8 protein-coding genes are annotated in these 18,024 nt (G+C 72.0%); 1 reads left to right on the forward strand and 7 read right to left on the reverse strand.

Going from position 1 to position 18,024, the window contains the following annotated elements; translation table 11 throughout:
- The 4 genes from OQ02_RS41480 to OQ02_RS41485 all read right to left on the reverse strand — a co-directional run bounded on the left by OQ02_RS41480 (position 1) and on the right by OQ02_RS41485 (position 13,864).
- Positions 1-1,104 carry a DUF222 domain-containing protein gene (locus OQ02_RS41480; protein WP_156077420.1) on the reverse strand — a complete coding sequence of 368 codons (1,104 nt, stop codon included), beginning with the start codon at positions 1,102-1,104 and terminating at the stop codon, positions 1-3.
- Between the two features lie 81 nt (positions 1,105-1,185).
- Positions 1,186-11,568 carry a hybrid non-ribosomal peptide synthetase/type I polyketide synthase gene (locus OQ02_RS31205; RefSeq protein ID WP_033442233.1) on the reverse strand — a complete coding sequence of 3,461 codons (10,383 nt, stop codon included), beginning with the start codon at positions 11,566-11,568 and terminating at the stop codon, positions 1,186-1,188.
- Between the two features lie 24 nt (positions 11,569-11,592).
- A complete protein-coding gene (locus OQ02_RS31210; RefSeq protein WP_156077421.1) occupies positions 11,593-12,810 on the reverse strand; it encodes an MFS transporter in 1,218 nt (405 codons plus the stop codon).
- A 355-nt stretch (positions 12,811-13,165) separates the two neighbouring features.
- Positions 13,166-13,864: a MerR family transcriptional regulator gene (locus OQ02_RS41485; protein ID WP_051773011.1), complete on the reverse strand. Its 699-nt coding sequence runs from the start codon at positions 13,862-13,864 to the stop codon at positions 13,166-13,168.
- Positions 13,865-14,297: 433 nt separating this feature from the next.
- Between OQ02_RS41485 and OQ02_RS31220 the strand changes: the two genes are divergently transcribed.
- Positions 14,298-14,681, forward strand: a complete 384-nt coding sequence (locus OQ02_RS31220; protein ID WP_156077422.1) for a hypothetical protein — start codon at positions 14,298-14,300, stop codon at positions 14,679-14,681.
- Between the two features lie 58 nt (positions 14,682-14,739).
- Here the strand turns inward: OQ02_RS31220 and OQ02_RS31225 are convergent, their stop codons facing one another.
- Genes OQ02_RS31225 through OQ02_RS31235 form a run of 3 tightly spaced genes read right to left on the reverse strand, consistent with a single transcriptional unit; the run spans position 14,740 to position 17,569 of the window.
- Positions 14,740-15,954, reverse strand: a complete 1,215-nt coding sequence (locus OQ02_RS31225) for an ABC transporter permease (protein ID WP_033442292.1) — start codon at positions 15,952-15,954, stop codon at positions 14,740-14,742.
- Positions 15,951-16,631, reverse strand: a complete 681-nt coding sequence (locus OQ02_RS31230) for an ABC transporter ATP-binding protein (RefSeq protein ID WP_033442235.1) — start codon at positions 16,629-16,631, stop codon at positions 15,951-15,953. The genes OQ02_RS31225 and OQ02_RS31230 overlap by 4 nt, the downstream gene beginning before the upstream one ends.
- The gene (locus OQ02_RS31235; RefSeq protein ID WP_231500309.1) at positions 16,628-17,569 is read right to left on the reverse strand and encodes a peptidoglycan-binding protein; all 942 of its coding nucleotides are present in this window, start codon (positions 17,567-17,569) and stop codon (positions 16,628-16,630) included. The genes OQ02_RS31230 and OQ02_RS31235 overlap by 4 nt, the downstream gene beginning before the upstream one ends.
- Positions 17,570-18,024 lie beyond the last annotated feature (455 nt).

Genomic DNA, 18,024 nt, shown 5'->3' on the forward strand with positions numbered 1-18,024 from the left:
TTATGGTGCGACATAACAGCGGTGCAGGTCTTTCACCTCCACATTGGTTGACAGCGCCTCGTGGCGCACCCCCGGAAAAGCACATCCCCGATCCCGGGCGTGCAGCGCCTTGCGCTGCGCGACACTCACCGTCCGCTTCGTCCGCCCCAGATCCACCACCTCGGAATCACCTCCCATCACGACGGGGAGAATTTTCGCGTCGCACGCGATCCGCCGAGCCTGCGCCGCACTCAGATAACGGTCGCCGTCCAACACCGCGTGCCCCACACCCCGCCGCAACGTCTCGAAATCCAGGGTCACGCTGATGTGCGGACGTTCCCCCGCCTCCGACGGCAGATCACCCGACCGCGACGCCAGCGACACGACATCGGCGAACGCCTCGCCCAACCGGTGCGCCCGGTCCTTCGGCCCCTCCGGACGCGGCGTCGCCAACGGCTCCAGCATCGCGGTGAACCGCGCCCCCGTCTCCGCCGACAACTCACCCCAGAACTCCACCCGCCCACCCGGTAGATCCCGCACGTACAACACATCCCCGGGTTCGGCCGCAGGTTCGTCCAACTCGTCCATCGAGTCCTGCTCAACCCGGTCCCGGATGCGGTCGGCGAGCTGCCGGACCACTTTCGGCTCCACCGACCCGGCTGCCTCGACCAGGACCTCCTCCGACCAGTCCGGCAACTTCAACGTCGTGAACGCCCGGGTCAACTCCCGCAGATGCCCCTCCGACAACACGCCCTCCGTCAACGCGGCACCGGTAGCCCGGTACAGCGGCGGCAGTGGCTGCCCGGTCGGTGTGACCGACGGCAGGAACAACTCCACCTGCGCCGCCCACTGCTTGAATTCCGCCGGATTCGCCCGCGTCAACCGCCGATAGGCATCCAGGTCATAACCACACCGCAGTACTTGCGCCAGCAGTTCCAGCCGCCGCCGGTGCGATGCCCGAATCGACGCTTCGACCTCCGCAATGGCGGCGAACACGTCGTCCTCGCTCAACAACACCGGCGAAACATCCATACCCGAACAATAGTCGAACAGACATTCGTACGTCATCACCCGACCAGGTAAGGGAACTGGCCGGAAATGGCACGGTCCGTCACCAGGTCGCACGGACGCGTGAATTCAACCGTACGGCGAGGGAATCATGCCGGGGTTGGTGCGGATTCGATGATCTGGCGCAGCGGGGGTGTCCTACCCGTTGGGCGCACTCACCCACTGCCGCAACGACTGCCGCGGGTCGTAGGTCAATCTCGCCAGCGTCTCGGCGAACGTCGCACCGAAGGACACCACCGTCGTCTCGTCGAACAGGTCGGTCGAATACTCCATCACCACCCGGAGACCGTCGTCGGACGGCGCCAGCACGACGTACAGCTCGTTGCGCGCCAACCCCTCCCGCGCCGGCACGTGCACCGCGGCGGTCGCGTTGGGCAGGGAGAAGGTCGCCGGCCCGGTGGTGACGACGGTGAACAGGGTGGTCGGGAAGAGGGCGTCCGCGGTGTCCGGGTCGAGCAGGCGCGCGACCTCGGTCAGCGGCAGCGCCTGGTGGTCGAGCGCGCTGTAGACGGTGGTGCCCATCCGCGCGACGAGGTCGGCGAAATCAGCCGCCGCGGACACCCGTGCGCGCAGCAGGACCGCGTCACCGACGAAGCCGAACACGTCCTCGTGCTCGGGCCGCAGCCGGTTCACGCTCGACGCCGGCACGACCACGTCCGGCTGCCCGCACCGGGCGGCCAGCCACACCGCGTAGGCGCTGACCAAGACCGTGTACGGGGTGCTGCCCAGTTCGGCGGCCACCCGTCCGACGCGGTCGGCGACGTCACGGCCGATGACGAACTCGTGCAGGCCCCCGCGTCCGGACAGCCGTGCCGGACGGGGGCGGTCCACCGGCAGGGCAGGGCGCAGCGGCACACCGGCCAGTTCCGCTCGCCAGAACCGTTCGAGCGACGCCCTGCCGTCGCCACTGAGCTGCCGGTGCTCCCACCTCGCGTAGTCCGGGTACTGCGCTTGAACGGGTGGCAGTGCCGGGGAACCCGCGTACAGCCCGGTCAGATCCCGCCACAGGACGCCGAGCGACCACGCGTCGCAGATCGCGTGGTTGAGCACGACCACCAGCACCCACCGCGACCCGTCGAGCCTGCCGAGCCGCAGTCGGAACAGGGGTGCTTCTCCCAGGGAGAACGGCTCGTCGGCCGCCTCCCGGCACCACCGGTCGACGTCGAGATCACCCGTCAGGGTGGTGACGGGCAGGTCCACCTCCACCGCGGCGAGGACTTCGACCAGGAGGTCGCCGTCGCGCTGGACGGCCCTGCTGCGCAACGCCGCGTGTCGGCGCACCACCTCCCGGAACGCCCGCGTCAACGCCGCGACGTCCAGCTCACCGTCGATGTCGACCCGCTGCACCACGTTGTAGACCGACGGGTCCGTCCGCTCGTGGTGCCGCTGCCACAGCCGGCGCAGGCTCGACGGCATCGGGGCCGTGTCGACCACGACGCCGTCGTCGAGGCGGCGTGCCAGGGCGCGGATGGTCGGGGTCCGGAAGAACTCCGTCATGGTCACCTCGACGCCGTGGTCGCGGGCCATCCGGTTCACCAGGCGCAGGGCGGTCAGCGAATGCCCTCCCAGCTCGAAGAACGATCGGGTGACCGGCACCGCGTCGACCCCCAGCTCCGCCCGCCACGAGTCGTGCAGCAGCCGTTCGGCGCGGGTCGACGGGCCTTGCGCCGGCTCCGCGACCGGACCCGCCGGTACGGGCAGCCGGGAGTGGTCGAGCTTGCCGTTCACCGTGTGCGGCAACCGGTCCAGGGAAACCCACCGCCGCGGCACCAGGTGGTCCGGCAGGACGCGCTCCAAGTCCCGCTGGTACGACGCCACCTCGGCCTCCGCGCGTGCCGGCACGACGTAAGCCACCAACTCGGGCTCACCGCGGGACTCCCGGACGACCACGGCGGCGTCCACGACGCCGTCCAACCCCGCCAGCACGGACTCCGCTTCACCCGGCTCCACCCGGTGACCCCGGATCTTCACCTGGTCGTCGAACCGGCCGAGGAAGTCCACCGTCCCGTCGGACCGCCACCGGACCCGGTCGCCGGTCCGGTAGACCTTCGCGCCGTCCTGGTCGGGCGCGAACGCGGGCGAGTCCTGCCCGACGTAGCCCAGCGCCACCGGCTCTCCGCCGATCAGCAGCTCACCGGGCACACCGATCGGCACGTCCCTCCCCGCCGCGTCCACCACCCGCAGCCGGACGCCGTCGATCGGCGTGCCGATGGGCGGGCGCGGCTCGCCTTCGGGATCGACCCGGTGCGAGGTGACGATGATCGACGCCTCCGTCGGCCCGTACTGGTTGTGGAGCCGACACCCGGGATGACCGGCCAGGAACTGCCGCAGCGCGGGCGTGAGGACCAGCGACTCACCGGCCGAGAACACCTCCCGCAGCGACGGCAGCTCGGGCTGCGCCTCCACCAGGTACTTCAGCGGCGTGAACGGCAGGAAGAGCCGCTCCACCCGGTACCGGGCCACGACGGCGGCCAGGTCGTGGCGGGACTCCTCGTCCACCAGCACGAGGGTCGCGCCGGCCGCGAGCGTGGTGAAGATTTCCTGCACGCTCACGTCGAAGGACAGCGAGGTCCACTGCGCGGTGCGCAGCGCGTCGTGCCGTTCCAAGTGCCAGCGCACGAGGTTCACCGGACCCCGGTGCGGCACGAGCACACCCTTGGGACGCCCGGTGGAGCCCGACGTGTAGATGCAGTAGGCCGGGTCGTCCGGGCTGCCGCCGCCCGGCACGAAGTCGGACCCGTCCACGTCTTCGACCAACTGCACCGGAAGTCCGGCCCAGTCCGGCGCGCCGGCTGTGGTGAGGAGCAAGACCGCCGAGCTGTCCTCCACGCAGAACGCCGACCTCGCGGCCGGTAGGCCCGGGTCGAGCGGCAGGTAGGCCGCGCCGCTCTTGAGCACGCCGAGCACCGCCGTGATGAGGTCCGGCCCTCGTGGCAGCAGCACCGCCACCACATCGCCACGCCCGACACCGCGCGCACGCAACCGCGCGGCGATCCGATTCGCACGCTCGTCCACGTCCCGGTACCGCAGCTCCACACCGTCGCCGAGCAACGCGACCGCGTCGGGCGTGCGCTGAGCCTGGAGCGAGACCAGCTCGTGCAGGCAGAGGCCCGGCGGGTCGACGGGCGCACCCTGCCACGACCCCACCGCGGCCCGGTCGCCCTCGGTGAGCGGCGTCAACTCGGAGAGCCGGCTCGCCGGAGCCGCCATCGCCCGGCGCAGCACCAGTTCGACGTAGTCCAGCACCCGCGCCACGCTGCACTCGTCGAACAGCGCCGTGTCGTACTCGATCATGCACCGCACGCCCTCGCGGTGTTGGCTCAGGTAAATCGTGAGGTCGAATGGCGCCCGGTCGCTGGGCACGTCGAGCAACCGCGCCGACAGGGCGGGCGGGTCGAACGCCACCTCGCCTTCCTGCTCGAACTCCACCATCACCTGGAACAGCGGGTTCCGCCCCGCGTCGCGTTCCGGGTTCAGCGCCCGGACCAACTCGTCGAACGGCACGTCGCGGTGCTCGTAGGCGGCGGTCGTGCGCTCCCTGACCTGGTCCAGCAGCGTGGTGAACGCCGGATCGCCGGACAGGTCGAGGCGGACCGCGACGGTGTCGAGGAACAGGCCGACCTCCCGTTCGGCGCCCGGCGGCCGGTTCGCCACGGCGGTCCCCACCACCACGTCCCGCTGACCGGCGAAGCGGCCGAGCACCACCCCGATCGCGCTCAGCAGCGACATGAAGACCGTCGTGCGGTGTTCGGCCCCGAACGAGCGCAGGTCGCGCAGCAGGTCCGGCCCGAACTCCCGTGTGGTGCTCGCTCCCGCACCGGTCCGCACCCCGCCGCGCGGTCGGTCGGTCGGCAGGTCCAGCACCGGGAGGTCCGCCAGCTCACGCCGCCAGAACGCCAGATCGCGGTCCTTCGCCGCCGGATCGGCCTCGACCGGAGCGCGGACCGCCACGGGCGCCAGGCCCACCGGTCGCGCGGGCCAGGCCCGGTAGTGCGCGGCGAGGTCGTCCACCAGCACCGCACTGGACGACGAGTCGAACACGATGTGGTGCACCACCAGGAACAGCAGGTGGCGGTCCGGTCCCAACCTGAGCAGCCGGGCCAGGATCAACGGACCGTCCGGCAAGCTGAAGACCCGCTTGCCCTCCGTGGCCAGCACCGACCGCAGCGCGTCCTGCTCGTCGTACCCGGTGAAGTCCAGGACCGGGCAGTCGAGGTCGATCTCCGGCAGCACGACCCGGTGCGGTTCCCCGTCCACTTCCCGGAAGACGACGCGCAGCTCGGGATGCCGGTTCACGGCGCGGTTCAGCGCACCGGTGAGCGCGTCGACGTCCAGCGGTCCGTCGAACCGGACGGCCTTCGGCTCGTGGTAGGCACTGCTGCCCGGGTGCAGCTGCTCCAGGAACCAGATCCGCCGCTGCGCGGGCGACAGCGGCAGCGGCCGTGAGCGGTGTCGGAGCCGGAGCCGATCCACTGCGGGCAGCGCGGCCAGCACGTCGTCCGTCGGCACGCCGAAGTCCACGAAGCAGGCGATCTCGTTCGCACCGGCGGCCACCAGCCGGTCGACCACCGGTGCGGCGGTCTGCTCACTGCCGATCAGCGCCCGTGAGGCGCAGTAGCGCTCGTACGCCCGCTCCAACAGGAAGTCGACGTCCGCCGGTGGTGTGTTCTCGAGGTCGATCTCGAAGCCGAGGCTGTTCGTCACCTGGTCGAACAGCGACAGCGTCGACCGCAGGTAGTCGCAGAACGGCCGGAACGCCTCGGCCCGCGCCTGCTCGGCGTCGGCCCCCAGGTACGTGTGCACCAGCACCACCACGCGCCCCGCCGCGGGATCGAGCCCACGCTCGGCCCGTGTCCGCCGGTAGAGCGCGATGTTGTCCGCCAGCTGGTCGACCGTCTGGGTCATCAGGTTGGTCACCACGCCGAGGTCCTGTTCCGCGGCACGCCGGTAGCTGTCCGGGTTGCCGACGACCGCGAGGAACAGCGGCGGGCTGGACTGGACCGGTCGCGGGTACAGGCTGACGTCGACGTCGTCACCGCTGCCGGACTTCGTCGTGATCGCCTCACCGGCCCACAGCCGGCGAACGGTGTCCAGCTGCGCGTGCACCAACTCCTTGTGCCGCCCGTAGTTCTCGGGAGCCAGCGCGAAGTCCCTCGCGTGCCAACCACTCGCCACGCACAGGCCCACTCGCCCGTGGGAGAGGTTGTCGACGACGGACCACTCCTCGGCGACCCTGATCGGGTTGTGCAGCGGCAGCACCACCGAACCGGCGTGCAGCCGGATCTGCTTCGTCTTGGCCGCCAACCAGGCCGCGAGCACCGGCGGGCTGGGGAACAGGGCGCCGAACGAGTGGAAGTGGCGCTCCGGCAGCCACACCGCGTGGAAGTCGTGCCGGTCGGCGAACTCGGTCGCCGCGGTGATCAAGGCGTACTTGTCGCTCTCGTCCTGCTCCGGGTAGTCGCCGAAGAAGTAGAGGCTGAAGTCGCAGGACGACGCCGGTTCGGCGGTGATCAGCGGCTCGGGCACCGGAACGGGCTGCGGTGCGCGGGTTCGGGGGACGGGGACGGGGACGGGGACGGGTGGAGTCACGTCGGGAGCGGACAACGCGGCGAGTTGGCGCTCCATCAGGCCGACCAGGCGTTCACTCAGGTGCAGTTGGCGGTCGACCAGGTCCCGCACGCCGTTCGGTTCTCGCGCGTCATTCGGTTCCCGCAGGCCGTTCGGCGCGGCCACGGGAACCTGGGCCGGCTGCGGCGCGGTGCGGGGCTTGACCAGCGACGCGAGCTTGCGCGGCGTGTCGGCTTCGGTGATCAAGGTCCGCATCGGCACGTTGATCCCGAACCGCCGGTCCAGCACCCTGCCCAAGCTCATCAACGCCAGGGAGTCCGCGCCGAGCGCGAAGAACGAACCGTCCGGCGCGACCGCGTCGACGTGCAGCCCCAGCACCTCGGCGGCGGCCTCGCGCACGGCATCGAGCACGTCCGGCGGCACCGGTTCCCGTGCCGGTTCCACCTGCGAGTTCACCTGCGGTTCCACCTGGGGAGGCACCGGGAACCGCGTCCGTGCGAACGGGTACTCAGGCATCGGCACCCGCCTCCCGCCACGCACGACGTCGGGCCAGGACACGTCGGCGCCGCGGACGTACAGCTCGCCCAACGCCTCCAGCACCGCGACCACCGCCGGCCGATCGGCGCGCAGGCCCGCCAACCAGCCGTGACCGCCCGAGTCGGTCAGCACCTCACCGGGCCCGACCTCCAGGCAGGTGTGCTCCGCCACGGCCGACAGCACCAGGTCGAACCGGACCGGCCTGCGGGCCTGCCGCACCAGGTACTCGGCGTCGGGCCGCCACCCCACCGGCCTGACCTGCCCGTCGAGGCCGCTGACGAACGGAACCGTCACCGGCCGCAGCGAGGGGACGTGGTCCCGCAACGCCGGCAGCACCGGTTCGAGCAGGGCGGTGTGGAACGCGCCGTCGACCGGCAGCCGTCGCCCCTTCAGCCCTTCCTCGCCGAGCAGCTGTTCGGCCCGGCGCACGTTCTCCAGCGACCCGGCCAGCACGTGCGCAAGCGGACCGTTGACCGCCGCGACCTCCGTGCCACTGGCCCGCCCGATCCGGTGAACGACCGCCGCGTCGGCCCACAACGCGAGCATCCCGCCCGCCTCGCACCGCGCCGCCAGCCGTCCCCGCGCCCCCGTCAGCCGCACGCCGTCCGCGACGGAGATAGCCCCGGCCACGCACAGCGCCGCGTACTCGCCGAGGCTGTGCCCGGTGACGAGATCCGGCCGAAGCCCGAAGCTCTCCCACAGGCGGCCCAGCGCCACCTGGAAGGCGAACAAGGCCGGCTGCGCGGTCTCCGTCGGCCACACCTCGCCCGGCCGCGGGTCCGCGTCGACCAGGAGCCGGGTCAAGCCCGCCCCGAACTCGGCCGCGTACACCTGCTCGCACTCGTCCAGCACGCGGCGCACGACGGGGAACGCCGCGTACAGGTCGCGCGCCATGCCGTACCGGGCGACGCCTTGCCCGGGGAACGCGAACACCAAGCGGCCCAACGGTTCCGCGGCGGGCGCCACGCCGTCGAGACCGCTCGCCAGCTCGGCCGGGTCCGATCCGACCACGGCGACCCGGTGCGGCAAGTGCGGGCGGCCGAGCGCCAGGGTCGCGGCGGCATCGGCCACGGGCAGCGACGGATGGGCGGTGAAGTGGGCGCGCACCCGATCGGCCAGCGTGGCGAGCGCCTGCGGACCACGGGCGGACAGCGGCACGATCACCGGGCCGGCGGACGGCGGTGACGCCTCCCGCACCGGCGGTTCCTCCAGCACGACGTGGACGTTGGTCCCGCCCACGCCGAGCGCGCTCACCCCCGCTCGCCGGGGCAGGCCGTCGGTGGTCCACTTCCGCAGCGCGGTGCCGAGAACGAAAGGACTTTCCGCGAGGCGCAACTGCGGGTTCGGCCGGTCGAGGTTCAGCGTGGGCACCAGTTCGCCGTGCTTCACCATCAGCACAATCTTGATCAGCCCGGCCATGCCCGCGCAGCTGTCCAGGTGGCCGATGTTGCCCTTCACGGAGCCGAGCGTGCAGAACCCGCGGCGGTCGGTGCCCGCGCCCACCGCCCGTGACAGCGCCGTGAACTCCACCGGATCGCCCAGTTCGGTCCCCGTCCCGTGCGCCTCGACGTACGAGAGCGAGTCGCCCGGCACCCCCGCCCGCCGCAGCGCGCGTTGCACGACGTCGACCTGACCCGCCACACCGGGTGCGGTGAAACCCGCCTTGCCCGAGCCGTCGTTGTTGACCGCGGAGCCGAGGATCACCGCGTGCACGGTGTCGCCGTCCGCGATCGCCCGGTCCAACCGCTTCAACAGCACCGCGGCCACACCGTTGCCGCCGACCGTGCCGTCGGCTCGGGCGTCGAACGGCCGGCAACGCCCGGAAGGCGACAGGATGGAGCCGGTCGAGCTGCGGTAGCCGGACTCCTGCGGCAGGTGCACGGCAGCCGCACCGGCCAACGCCATGTCCGCCTCGCCGTTCACCAACGACTGCACGGCCAGGTGCACCGCGACCAGCGCCGTCGAGCACGCGGTCTGCACGCCGATCGCCGGACCCGTCAACCCGAGCCGGTAGGCGACCCGCGTCGCGAGGAAGTCCGGTTCCCGGCCGATGGCCGCCTGCAACCGCTCGGCGGGATCGTCCGATCGGGTCGTGGGCATCCCCTGGTGGCCGTAGAGGTTCATTCCCGAACCGGCGAACACCCCGATCCGGGCGTCCGCCGCGCCGGCGTAACCGCCGTGCTCCAACGCGTGGTAGCAGCTCTGGAGGAACAGCCGCTGCGCCGGGTGGGTCGACTCGGCCTCACGCGGCGTCATGCCGAAGTACTCCGCGTCGAACGCGTCGACGTCGTCCAGCGCTCCGATCGTGAGCACCCGTCCCGGATCGGCGGTCAGCTCGGCCGGCACGCCCGCCGCCGCGGCCTCGGCGGGGGAGAACGTGCGGGTGCTGTCGACGCCCGCGCGCAGGTTGAGCCAGAACTGGTCGACCGATGCCGCTCCGGGGAACCGCGCGGCCAGCCCGATGATCGCGATCCTGGTGTCGGGCGTCGCGGGCGGTGCCGGCTCAGGTGCCGTGGCCGATCCACCACCGGCCAGGTGCCGCGCCAACGCCTCGATCGTCGGGTGCTCGAACAGCGCGGTCTGCGGAACCGGCGTGCCGAGCCCTTCCTCCAGGCGGCGTCGGAGCCGGACCAGCGTGACGGACGACAAACCGGCGTCGTAGAAGGGTTCCCGGTCGCCGATGCGTTGCCCGGCCACCTCGGCGACGGCGTCGGCGAGCAGCCGTCGGAGTCCGGCGACGTCACGGCGAGGGCGGTCGGGCCGCAGCCGGTCGCGGAGCTTCGACCGTTGGACCTTGCCCGCCGGCGTGCGGGGGAAGTCCGCCGGTGGCACCGGAACGACGTGCGCCGCCGTCAACCGCAACCTGCCGTACAGCGAGCGCTTGATCTCACCGACGATCCGCGCGTCGTCGGTCCCCGCGCTGACGAAGAAGACGGCGAGCGCTTCGCTGCCCGTGCGGTCGTCCGGGACACCGCACGCGGCGACGTCCCCGATCCGGACACCGGGCACGGTCGCCGCGACGCCCTCGATCTCGTGCGCGAAGTGGTTGTGCCCGTTGAGGATGATCACGTCCTTGTGCCGCCCGGTGATCACGATCTGCCCGCCGGACAGGAAGGCCAGGTCACCGGTGTCCAGCCACTCCCCGTCCACGAACGCCGCCGCGGTGGCCTCGGGATCGTTGTGGTAGCCCGCCGTGACCCGCACCGACCGGATCAGGAGTCGCCCGATCCGGTCCTCGGGCAGCGTCGACCCCTGCTCGTCCACCACCCGCACGCTCGCCTCGTGAGCCGGTTCCCCGACCGCGATGAACGTCGAGCAGTCCTGGTCGGGCACCGTGTCGTCGGCGTGCGCGAGTCGACCGCCCAGGCTGGAGGTCACCACCCGCAGCACCGTGCCCGGTCGGTCGAGACGCCCGTAGCTGATGGCCGTCGTCGTCTCCGCCATGCCCCACGCGGGCACCACGTGACGCTCCTCGACACCGCAAGGTCCCAACGCGGTGAGGAACCGCCGCAGCACCGGCAACAGGATCTGCTCACCGCCGCACGTCAGGGACTTGAGACCGGACAGGTCCCAGTCCGGCTGCCGGTCCGCGAGCGCGTCCGCGACCATCTGGAAGGCGAACGTCGGCGCCCAGCTGTGGTTCGCCCGGTGCTCGGCGATCAGGTCGAACCACCGCGGGGGATCGGCCAGCACGACCTCGGTCGGCACGTGGACGTTCGTGCACCCGGCGAACACCGTCATCAGGTGGTAGAGCAGCAAGGCGCCGCTGTGGTCGAGGGGCAGCCAGTTCAACGTGACGTCGTCGGCCCGCACGTCCAGGATTCGGCGTGAACTCGCCGCGAACCGCACCAGCGCCTCATGGGTCAGACCGATCGCCTTCGGCAGGCCGGTGCTGCCGGAGGACAGCATCAGCAGGGCGACGTCGTCGAGCGGCACCTCGGCGAAGTCGTCGGCGGGTTCGTGCCGGGAGCACTCGGCCATCGTGACCGCCCGCGTCGAACGACCCGCGGTCGACGGATCGGCGAGCACCAGCGGCTCGCCGAGCAACGCCCACGTGTGCCGCAACCGCTCGGCCACGGGTGAGCCCTCGTCGGCGGGCTCGGCGATCACCGCCGGTCGGATGCCGCCGAGCAGGCACGCCCAGAACGCCGGGAAGAAGTCCGCCAACGGGAGCCCGCAGAGCAGGACGGAATCCCCCGGGTTAACGCCGTGTGCGCGCAGTCCACTGAGGACCCGTCGCGCACGGTCGAGGAGGTGCGGGTAGGTCAGCAGATCGGACCGCCCCTCCGCGTCGACCACCACGACCCCGGCGTCCGGCCGCGTCCGAGCGGCACGGGTCAGCGCCGACAGCACGGTTCGGGGGTCGTCGTCGGCGAGGTCGAGCTCGGGACCTCGGTAGGTGGTGCTTCCGGCCACGTTGCCGCTCCCCAATCCCACCGCTCAGCCGGTGCGTCTACGTGTGGTTGTGACGAACAGGAATGCAATCGCCGCGCACGTCGCCAGGCCGTGCATCAGCCCCACGACCGCGACCGCGGGCAGGACCTCCAGCAGGCCGCCCGCCACCGCCATGCCGACGGCGAAACCGGACGTCTCGACCGTCGCGGAGAGCCCGAACAGCCGGGTGCGGAGGTGGTCGGGTGCTTCTTGCAGGCGTGAGACGTAGGCGATCTCGGTGATGCCGTCCGCCAGCCCCGCGACCAGGACGACGCACGCCATCGCGAGGGCGGGCAGCCCGGTGAACGCGAGCGTGAACGACACCGCCATCAGGCACGTGGCGAGGCCGAAGGTCCGCTGGAGGCGGTCGGCGGTGCCCAGGCCGCCCCACTTCGTCACGACGCGGTGGGCGCACAGCACCCCCACCGCCCAGGCGACCCAGAAGTAGCTCATGAACGCCGCGGCGCCATCCGGCCGAACGGTGCTCGCGAACACCGGGAGGGCGATGTTGTGCGACGACGACGCCAACGCGTCGACACCGCGAAGAACCAGCATCAGCAGCACTACCGGTGCGATCCCGGCCAAGGCGTAGCCGCCCACGGCCTTGTCAGGCGGGGGCGTGGTGTCGTCGTGGCCGCGGAACCGGAGCAGGACCAGCGCGACGGCGGACACCACGAACGTCGCCGCGTTGAAGGCGAACGCCGCCGCGAAGCCGCCGAGGCCGATCAGCGGTCCCGCGCCGGCGAAGCCGACCACCATCGCCACCGACTTCGCGGTGACGAGCAGGCCGTTCGCCCGGACCCTCGCGGCGGAGCCCACCATGTCCGGCACCGCCGAGCGCAGTGCCACGGTGAACAGGCTGTTGCCCGCGCCCATCACCGCGACCGCGCCGCCGAGCAGCACGATGGCGGGTGCGCGGGTGGTCGCGGCCAGGACGGTCATCGCCGCCACCTGCGCGAGGTCCGCGCCGATCATGAGCCGGCGTCGGTCGAACCTCTTGACCAGTGCCCCGGCCGCGAAACCGGCGAGGGCACCGGCCGCCAGGCGCAGGGCGGCGAGCAGGCCGACGCCGAGCCCGCTGCCGGTCGCCTGATAGCTGAACAACGCCAAGGCGACGAGGTTCAGGTAGTTGCCGCAGGCCGACACCCCGTATGCGACGACGAGGCAGGCGAACCGCGCACCCGGTGTACTAGCGGGTGCCGACTGGTAACTGGCAGCGCTCAATGTCGTTCATTTCCCCCCACCCTCGGGGGAACGTATTCAGGACGTTCACGGCCGTCAACCCCGTGGACCGTCTCATCCCTCGACCGGAGTAGCGCGCCACGCTCCGTGTTCCCGCAGGTCAGCGGCACTGGGGATGGAACGCGGTAGGCCAGGAACCCGATGCTCGACAGCTTCGGTGCCGAATGGTGGGGGTTCCGGTGGCGGCGATTACTGTGGTAATTCGGCCTCTCGGAACACCGGGCCCGCGCGCGGTAGCGGTGGCTACCCCCGGCGGGTTTTCAGCGGGCGGGGATTCCGACCCGGGGTCGGGGCGGGGTGGTGGCCCGCCGCGGTGATTCTTTCGAATGGTCGCCGGTCATCCGCAAAAGGCGGGCGGACCGTCCGTCCGGGTGACGTGCCGGACGGAAGTGCTCGGGGAATGCGCGACGCCCGGTGTCGGGCCTGGTTCGTGCCGGGGCCGGCCTGTGGAGTGGTGTTCGGGCTTACTCCGCACGCCGACCCGTCTTATTCTCGCGCGCAGCACCTCGACCGCCAGGTCCACCAGGGCCTGGTTGTTCACGGAGTTCGCCGACGCCGAGCCGGCGACCGTCCGGCGCACGACGTCCAGCGCGTTGTCGGCGTGCGGGGCGATGGCCGTCGCCAGTTCGGCCAACAAGGTCAGCGCACCGGCAGCCGAACTGCCGCGACCTCCCGCCGCGAGCACCGCCCTGACCGCGTGCACCTCGATCGCGCCGTCTTCCCGGCACGACACGATGCCTCCTTCGACGGTCTCGGCGAGGAGTGCCGGCCTGCCGCGCAGCGCCTCGGTGACGGCGGGTTTCACCGGCATGACCTGGCTGAGGACCATGTCCGGTTCGAGCAGCGCCGCGACGGCGTCCAGCGACAACCCGCAGCGCTGGAGGTACAGCACCTGGCGCATCCGGCTGAGGTGATCGGCCGAGTAGTGCGGCGCCCGACCGATGCGCACGGGCGGCGGCAGCAGGCCGCGCCCGTGGTAGGAGCGGATCGTCCGGGCGGTCAGCCCGATTTCTGCGGAGAATTCGTCGGCATTCATCAGTCGGCAATTGCCCGGCCGCCCGATGTTCGACCGTGCGCTCCGGTAGTGCCCTGCGACAAGAGTGGCGTCATGCACCGCGGCTCCCCCTTCGGACGTGCATCTCACCCATTGGGCGGAGCTTCCCCGACGGATATACCGCGCTCCGCGAACGGCGGTCGTCCGGCTAGGAGTGTGCCAGTCGCCTCGTAAGCAAAACATAAGACCGGCATATGGTGCCCCGTTCGGGCTAGTGGAATGAGGCACCCGTGGAAGCGTCTGCTTCCGGGACTTCCGCCGGTCGGGTCGCCGTGCTATGCGCGCGTATTTCACGTCCGGGCCGGATATCGGTCAGCCGGCTGACTTCTCTTCCGTTTCATCTGGACCGGTCCGGTATTCGTCCATGCTGCTCCCCGTCCGGATTCATCCGACTTCACGGAAAGACAGGCCGCTGATGTCTACAACTTCTGCGAAGCGCTCGGTGTTCGAGCAGGGGCTGAAAGCTCTGGTCGTCGCGCTGGCGTTCTTCGGCGCCACGTTCGGTGTCGCGCAGTCCGCCTCCGCCGCACCCGCCCAGCACGCCGCCGTGGCGATCCAGGCCGTGGCGGTCGACGCCGCGCCGTCGATCGCGGCGTCGTGGTCCTGCACGAACTACTTCTACTCCAACGCCGTCGAGCGGTACTGCAACGTGTACTCCGGGTACCTCCGGTCGTACCTCTCGTGCAGCAACGGCTACACCTACTACTCGGCCTGGGTCGGCCCGGGTTCGTGGCGGATCGTGCAGGTCTGCCCGAGCGGCACCTCCAGGGTCGGGTCCGGGGTCCAGACCGTCGGCTGACCCCGCCCGGTGAGGCACGCGGTCCCGGCGGGCGACGAGTCGTCCGCCGGGACCGCTTTTACGCGTCCGCCAGCGCCGTAGTCGGCGCCATGCGTGCCGCGCGGACCGCCGGGTACAGCCCGGCGAGCACGCCGATCACCACCGCCGCACCCACCCCGCCCAGCAGCACCGGCACGGGCAGCACGGCGGGCCAGCCCTGCGTCACCGCGTACCCGGCCGTGACGGCGGTGCCCAGCAGCACGCCGAGCCCGCCGCCGAGACCCGCGAGCACCACCGACTCGGCGAGGAACTGCACGCACACCTGCCGCCTGCTCGCGCCGAGCGCCCGGCGGAGACCGATCTCCCGCCGCCGTTCGAGCACCGAGATCACCATCGTGTTCGCCACCCCGATGCCGCCGACCAGCAGCGCGATCCCGCCCAGCCCGAGGAACAGCGCCGAGTACGCCTTCTCGGTGATCCGCTGCGCGGCCAGGGCGTCCGACGGCCTGCTGACCAGCACCTCGTTCGGCCGGGCCGGGTTCACCGTGCGGCCGAGGACCGACTTCACGGCCTCGATCGCGTGGTCGGCGGCCCGCACGTAGATCAGGCCCGGCGTCCCGTCGAACCCGAGGAACGCCTCGGCGGCCGGCCACCCGACCAGCGCCGAGCTGTCGATCTCCGGCGCGAGCGGCACCGGGTCGAGCACGCCGACCACCACGAACTGGCGGTCGTCGATCCACACCAGCGGAGCCGGCCGGTCCGCCGGCAGCGCCACGCCGAGCAGGTGCGCCGCGCGGTCGCCGAGCACCACCACCGGGTAGCGGTCGTCGGCGGAGGTGAGGAAATCACCCTCGCGCACCCGTGCGTGCACCACGTCGAGCAGGTCGAGCCGGCTCGCCGCGACCCGGATGCCACCGGTCTCCTCGGCCGGCACCAGGTCGCTGCGCCGCACCGACGCCTTCGTGACACCGGTGGCGCTGACCGCCTCCACCGGCCCGATGCGCCTGATCATCGCGACGGACTCGGGCGGCAGCTTGGCCTTGTCCGCGCCGAACAGGTCGCTGCCCGGTGCGACGGTGAGCAGGTTCGGCCCGAGCGCCGCGATCTGCGCGCGCAGAGCCTCCTGGTTCGACGCCGGGATGCCGACCACCGCGACCAGGGCGGCGATGCCGATGGCGATGCCCAGCGCCGCGAGGACCGTGCGGGCCATCCGGGCGCGGAGCCCGACGACGCTCAGCACGGCCACGTCGCGTGCGGCGAGCCGGGTGGGGCGGGGCAGTCGGGGTCCGGTCACGACCGCCACCCCGTGTCCAGCCGCACGGCGCCGTCCAGCACCTCGACCCGCCGGGGCAACGCCGCCGCCACCGACTGGTCGTGCGTGATCAGGACGATCGTCGTGCCCTCGCCGTTGAGCTCGTGCAGCAGGGACAGCACCTCGCCGCCCGACGCCGAGTCGAGGTTCCCGGTCGGCTCGTCCGCCAGCACGATCAACGGCCGGTTCACCACCGCCCGCGCGATCGCCACGCGCTGCTTCTCACCGCCCGACAGCTCCGACGGCAGGTGGTCCGAGCGGTGGGCGAGCCCGACGCGGGCCAGCGACTCGTCCGCCCGTCGACCGCGCTCGCGCCGCGACACACCGCGGTAGACCTGCGCGGCCAGCACGTTCTCCCGCGCGGTCAGCCCGTCGACCAGGTGGAACTGCTGGAACACGAAGCCGATCCACCAGGCGCGCAGCGCCGACAGCCGCCGGTCCGGCACGGTGCCGACGTCGTGGCCGTTGACCAGCACGCGGCCCGAGCTCGGGCGGTCCAGCGTGCCCATCAGGTGCAGCATGGTCGACTTGCCCGAACCGGAAGGTCCGATGATCGCGACCATCTCGCCTTCGCCGACGCGGACCGACGCGTCGCGCAGGGCCGTGACGCCGCCGGGGTAGGTCTTCGACACCCGGTCCAGCTCCAGCACGGACGTCATGACGTCGTCACCACCTCGAGGCCGTCGGTCAACCCCGGACCCGACACCTCGACCCTGCCGTCGGCGAACATGCCCAAGGTGACCGGAACGAGCCGGCGCCCCTCCACGGCCTCGACCGCGTAGCCGCCTTCGACGAGCGCCACCAGCGCCTGCACCGGCACCGCCAGCACCTGCTGCCGTTGTTCGCCGTGGAGGACGACGCGCACGCGACCCGACTCGGGCGCGGCTTCGGGGTCGTCCAGGCCGATGGTCAGGAGCAGGTCGTCGCCGTCCGGCTTGCCCTCGACGGTCTTCACCACGCCGGGGACCGTGCGCTTGTCGGGCAGCACGACGTCGACCTTCGCCCCGACGGGCGCGTACGCGCGGCGGGACTCGGCGAGCTCCACCTGGATCAGCCGTCCGGTGCCGGTGACCTTCATCAGCTCACCGTCACCCGGACCGCCCGGTTGGGCGGTGAGGCTGTCCACCCGTACGGCGGCCGGGAGCACCACCACGTCACCGACGGCCAAGGCACCGCTGGGTTCGAGCCCGGTCGCCTTCTGCCACTTCTTGAGCGCGCGGGTGGTGGCCGGGCCGAACTTGCCGTCAGGCGTGCCGAAGTCGGTGTGGCCGAGGGCGGCGAGGTTCTCCTGCAGCTCCTTGACGTCCTGGCCGGCCGGCACGCCCTGCTTCAGCTCGCGGTAGTGGGGGGTGGTGCCGAGGAGCAGCGGGACGGGGATCGCGTTGACGGCGTACAGCGTCTGGCCGCGGTCGATGCGCTTGCCGGGTTCGGGCAGCCAGGTGATCGTGCCGGACTTGCGGCCGGACAGGGCGGAAGCGGCGCCGTGGCCGGACTCGCCGTCGACCCGGATGCGATCCACCAGGTCGGTGCGGACCACCTTGGCCGTGGCGGGCGGCCGACTGGCGGCCGGCGGGGGAGCAGCGGTCTCCGCAGCCATCCGCGTGACCACCACAACCCCACCGGTAGCGACAACCCCGACCACCACCCCGACCACCACCCACCGCCGCCGGCGCTTCCGCCTCGCGACGCCAGGCCCCTTTGGTGCGCGCCCACCCGGCCCGGATTCCGGCTCGCCACCTTCCGGCTCGCCGGCTGCCTTTTCGCGGACCGCGTGCCCGCCGCCCGCTTGCCCACCGGCTGCCTGCCCGCCAGCTGCCTTTTCGCGGACCGAGTGCTCGCCGGCTGCTTGCTCGCCGGCTGCCTGCCGACCGGCCGCTTGCCCGCCAGCTGCCTGCCCACTGGCCGCTTGCCGGTTGGCCGCTTGCTCGCCGGCCGCGTGCCCGCCGCCTGCCTGCCCGTTGGGCAGCTGCCCAACGGGCGTCCGGTTTGCGGGTGCCTGGCCGGCGGGGGAGTACCGACCAGGCACCGCGTCGACGCCGGACCCCGATCCGG

This window comes from Saccharothrix sp. NRRL B-16314 (assembly GCF_000716595.1).
Classification (GTDB): domain Bacteria; phylum Actinomycetota; class Actinomycetes; order Mycobacteriales; family Pseudonocardiaceae; genus Actinosynnema.

What these genes read in the sequence shown, in the direction of transcription:
- OQ02_RS31230 (WP_033442235.1), bottom strand. Translation starts at nt 16,631, where the DNA reads ATGACGTCCGTGCTGGAGCTGGACCGGGTGTCGAAGACCTACCCCGGC.
- OQ02_RS31220 (WP_156077422.1), top strand. Translation starts at nt 14,298, where the DNA reads ATGTCTACAACTTCTGCGAAGCGCTCGGTGTTCGAGCAGGGGCTGAAA.
- OQ02_RS31235 (WP_231500309.1), bottom strand. Translation starts at nt 17,569, where the DNA reads ATGGCTGCGGAGACCGCTGCTCCCCCGCCGGCCGCCAGTCGGCCGCCC.
- OQ02_RS41485 (WP_051773011.1), bottom strand. Translation starts at nt 13,864, where the DNA reads ATGAATGCCGACGAATTCTCCGCAGAAATCGGGCTGACCGCCCGGACG.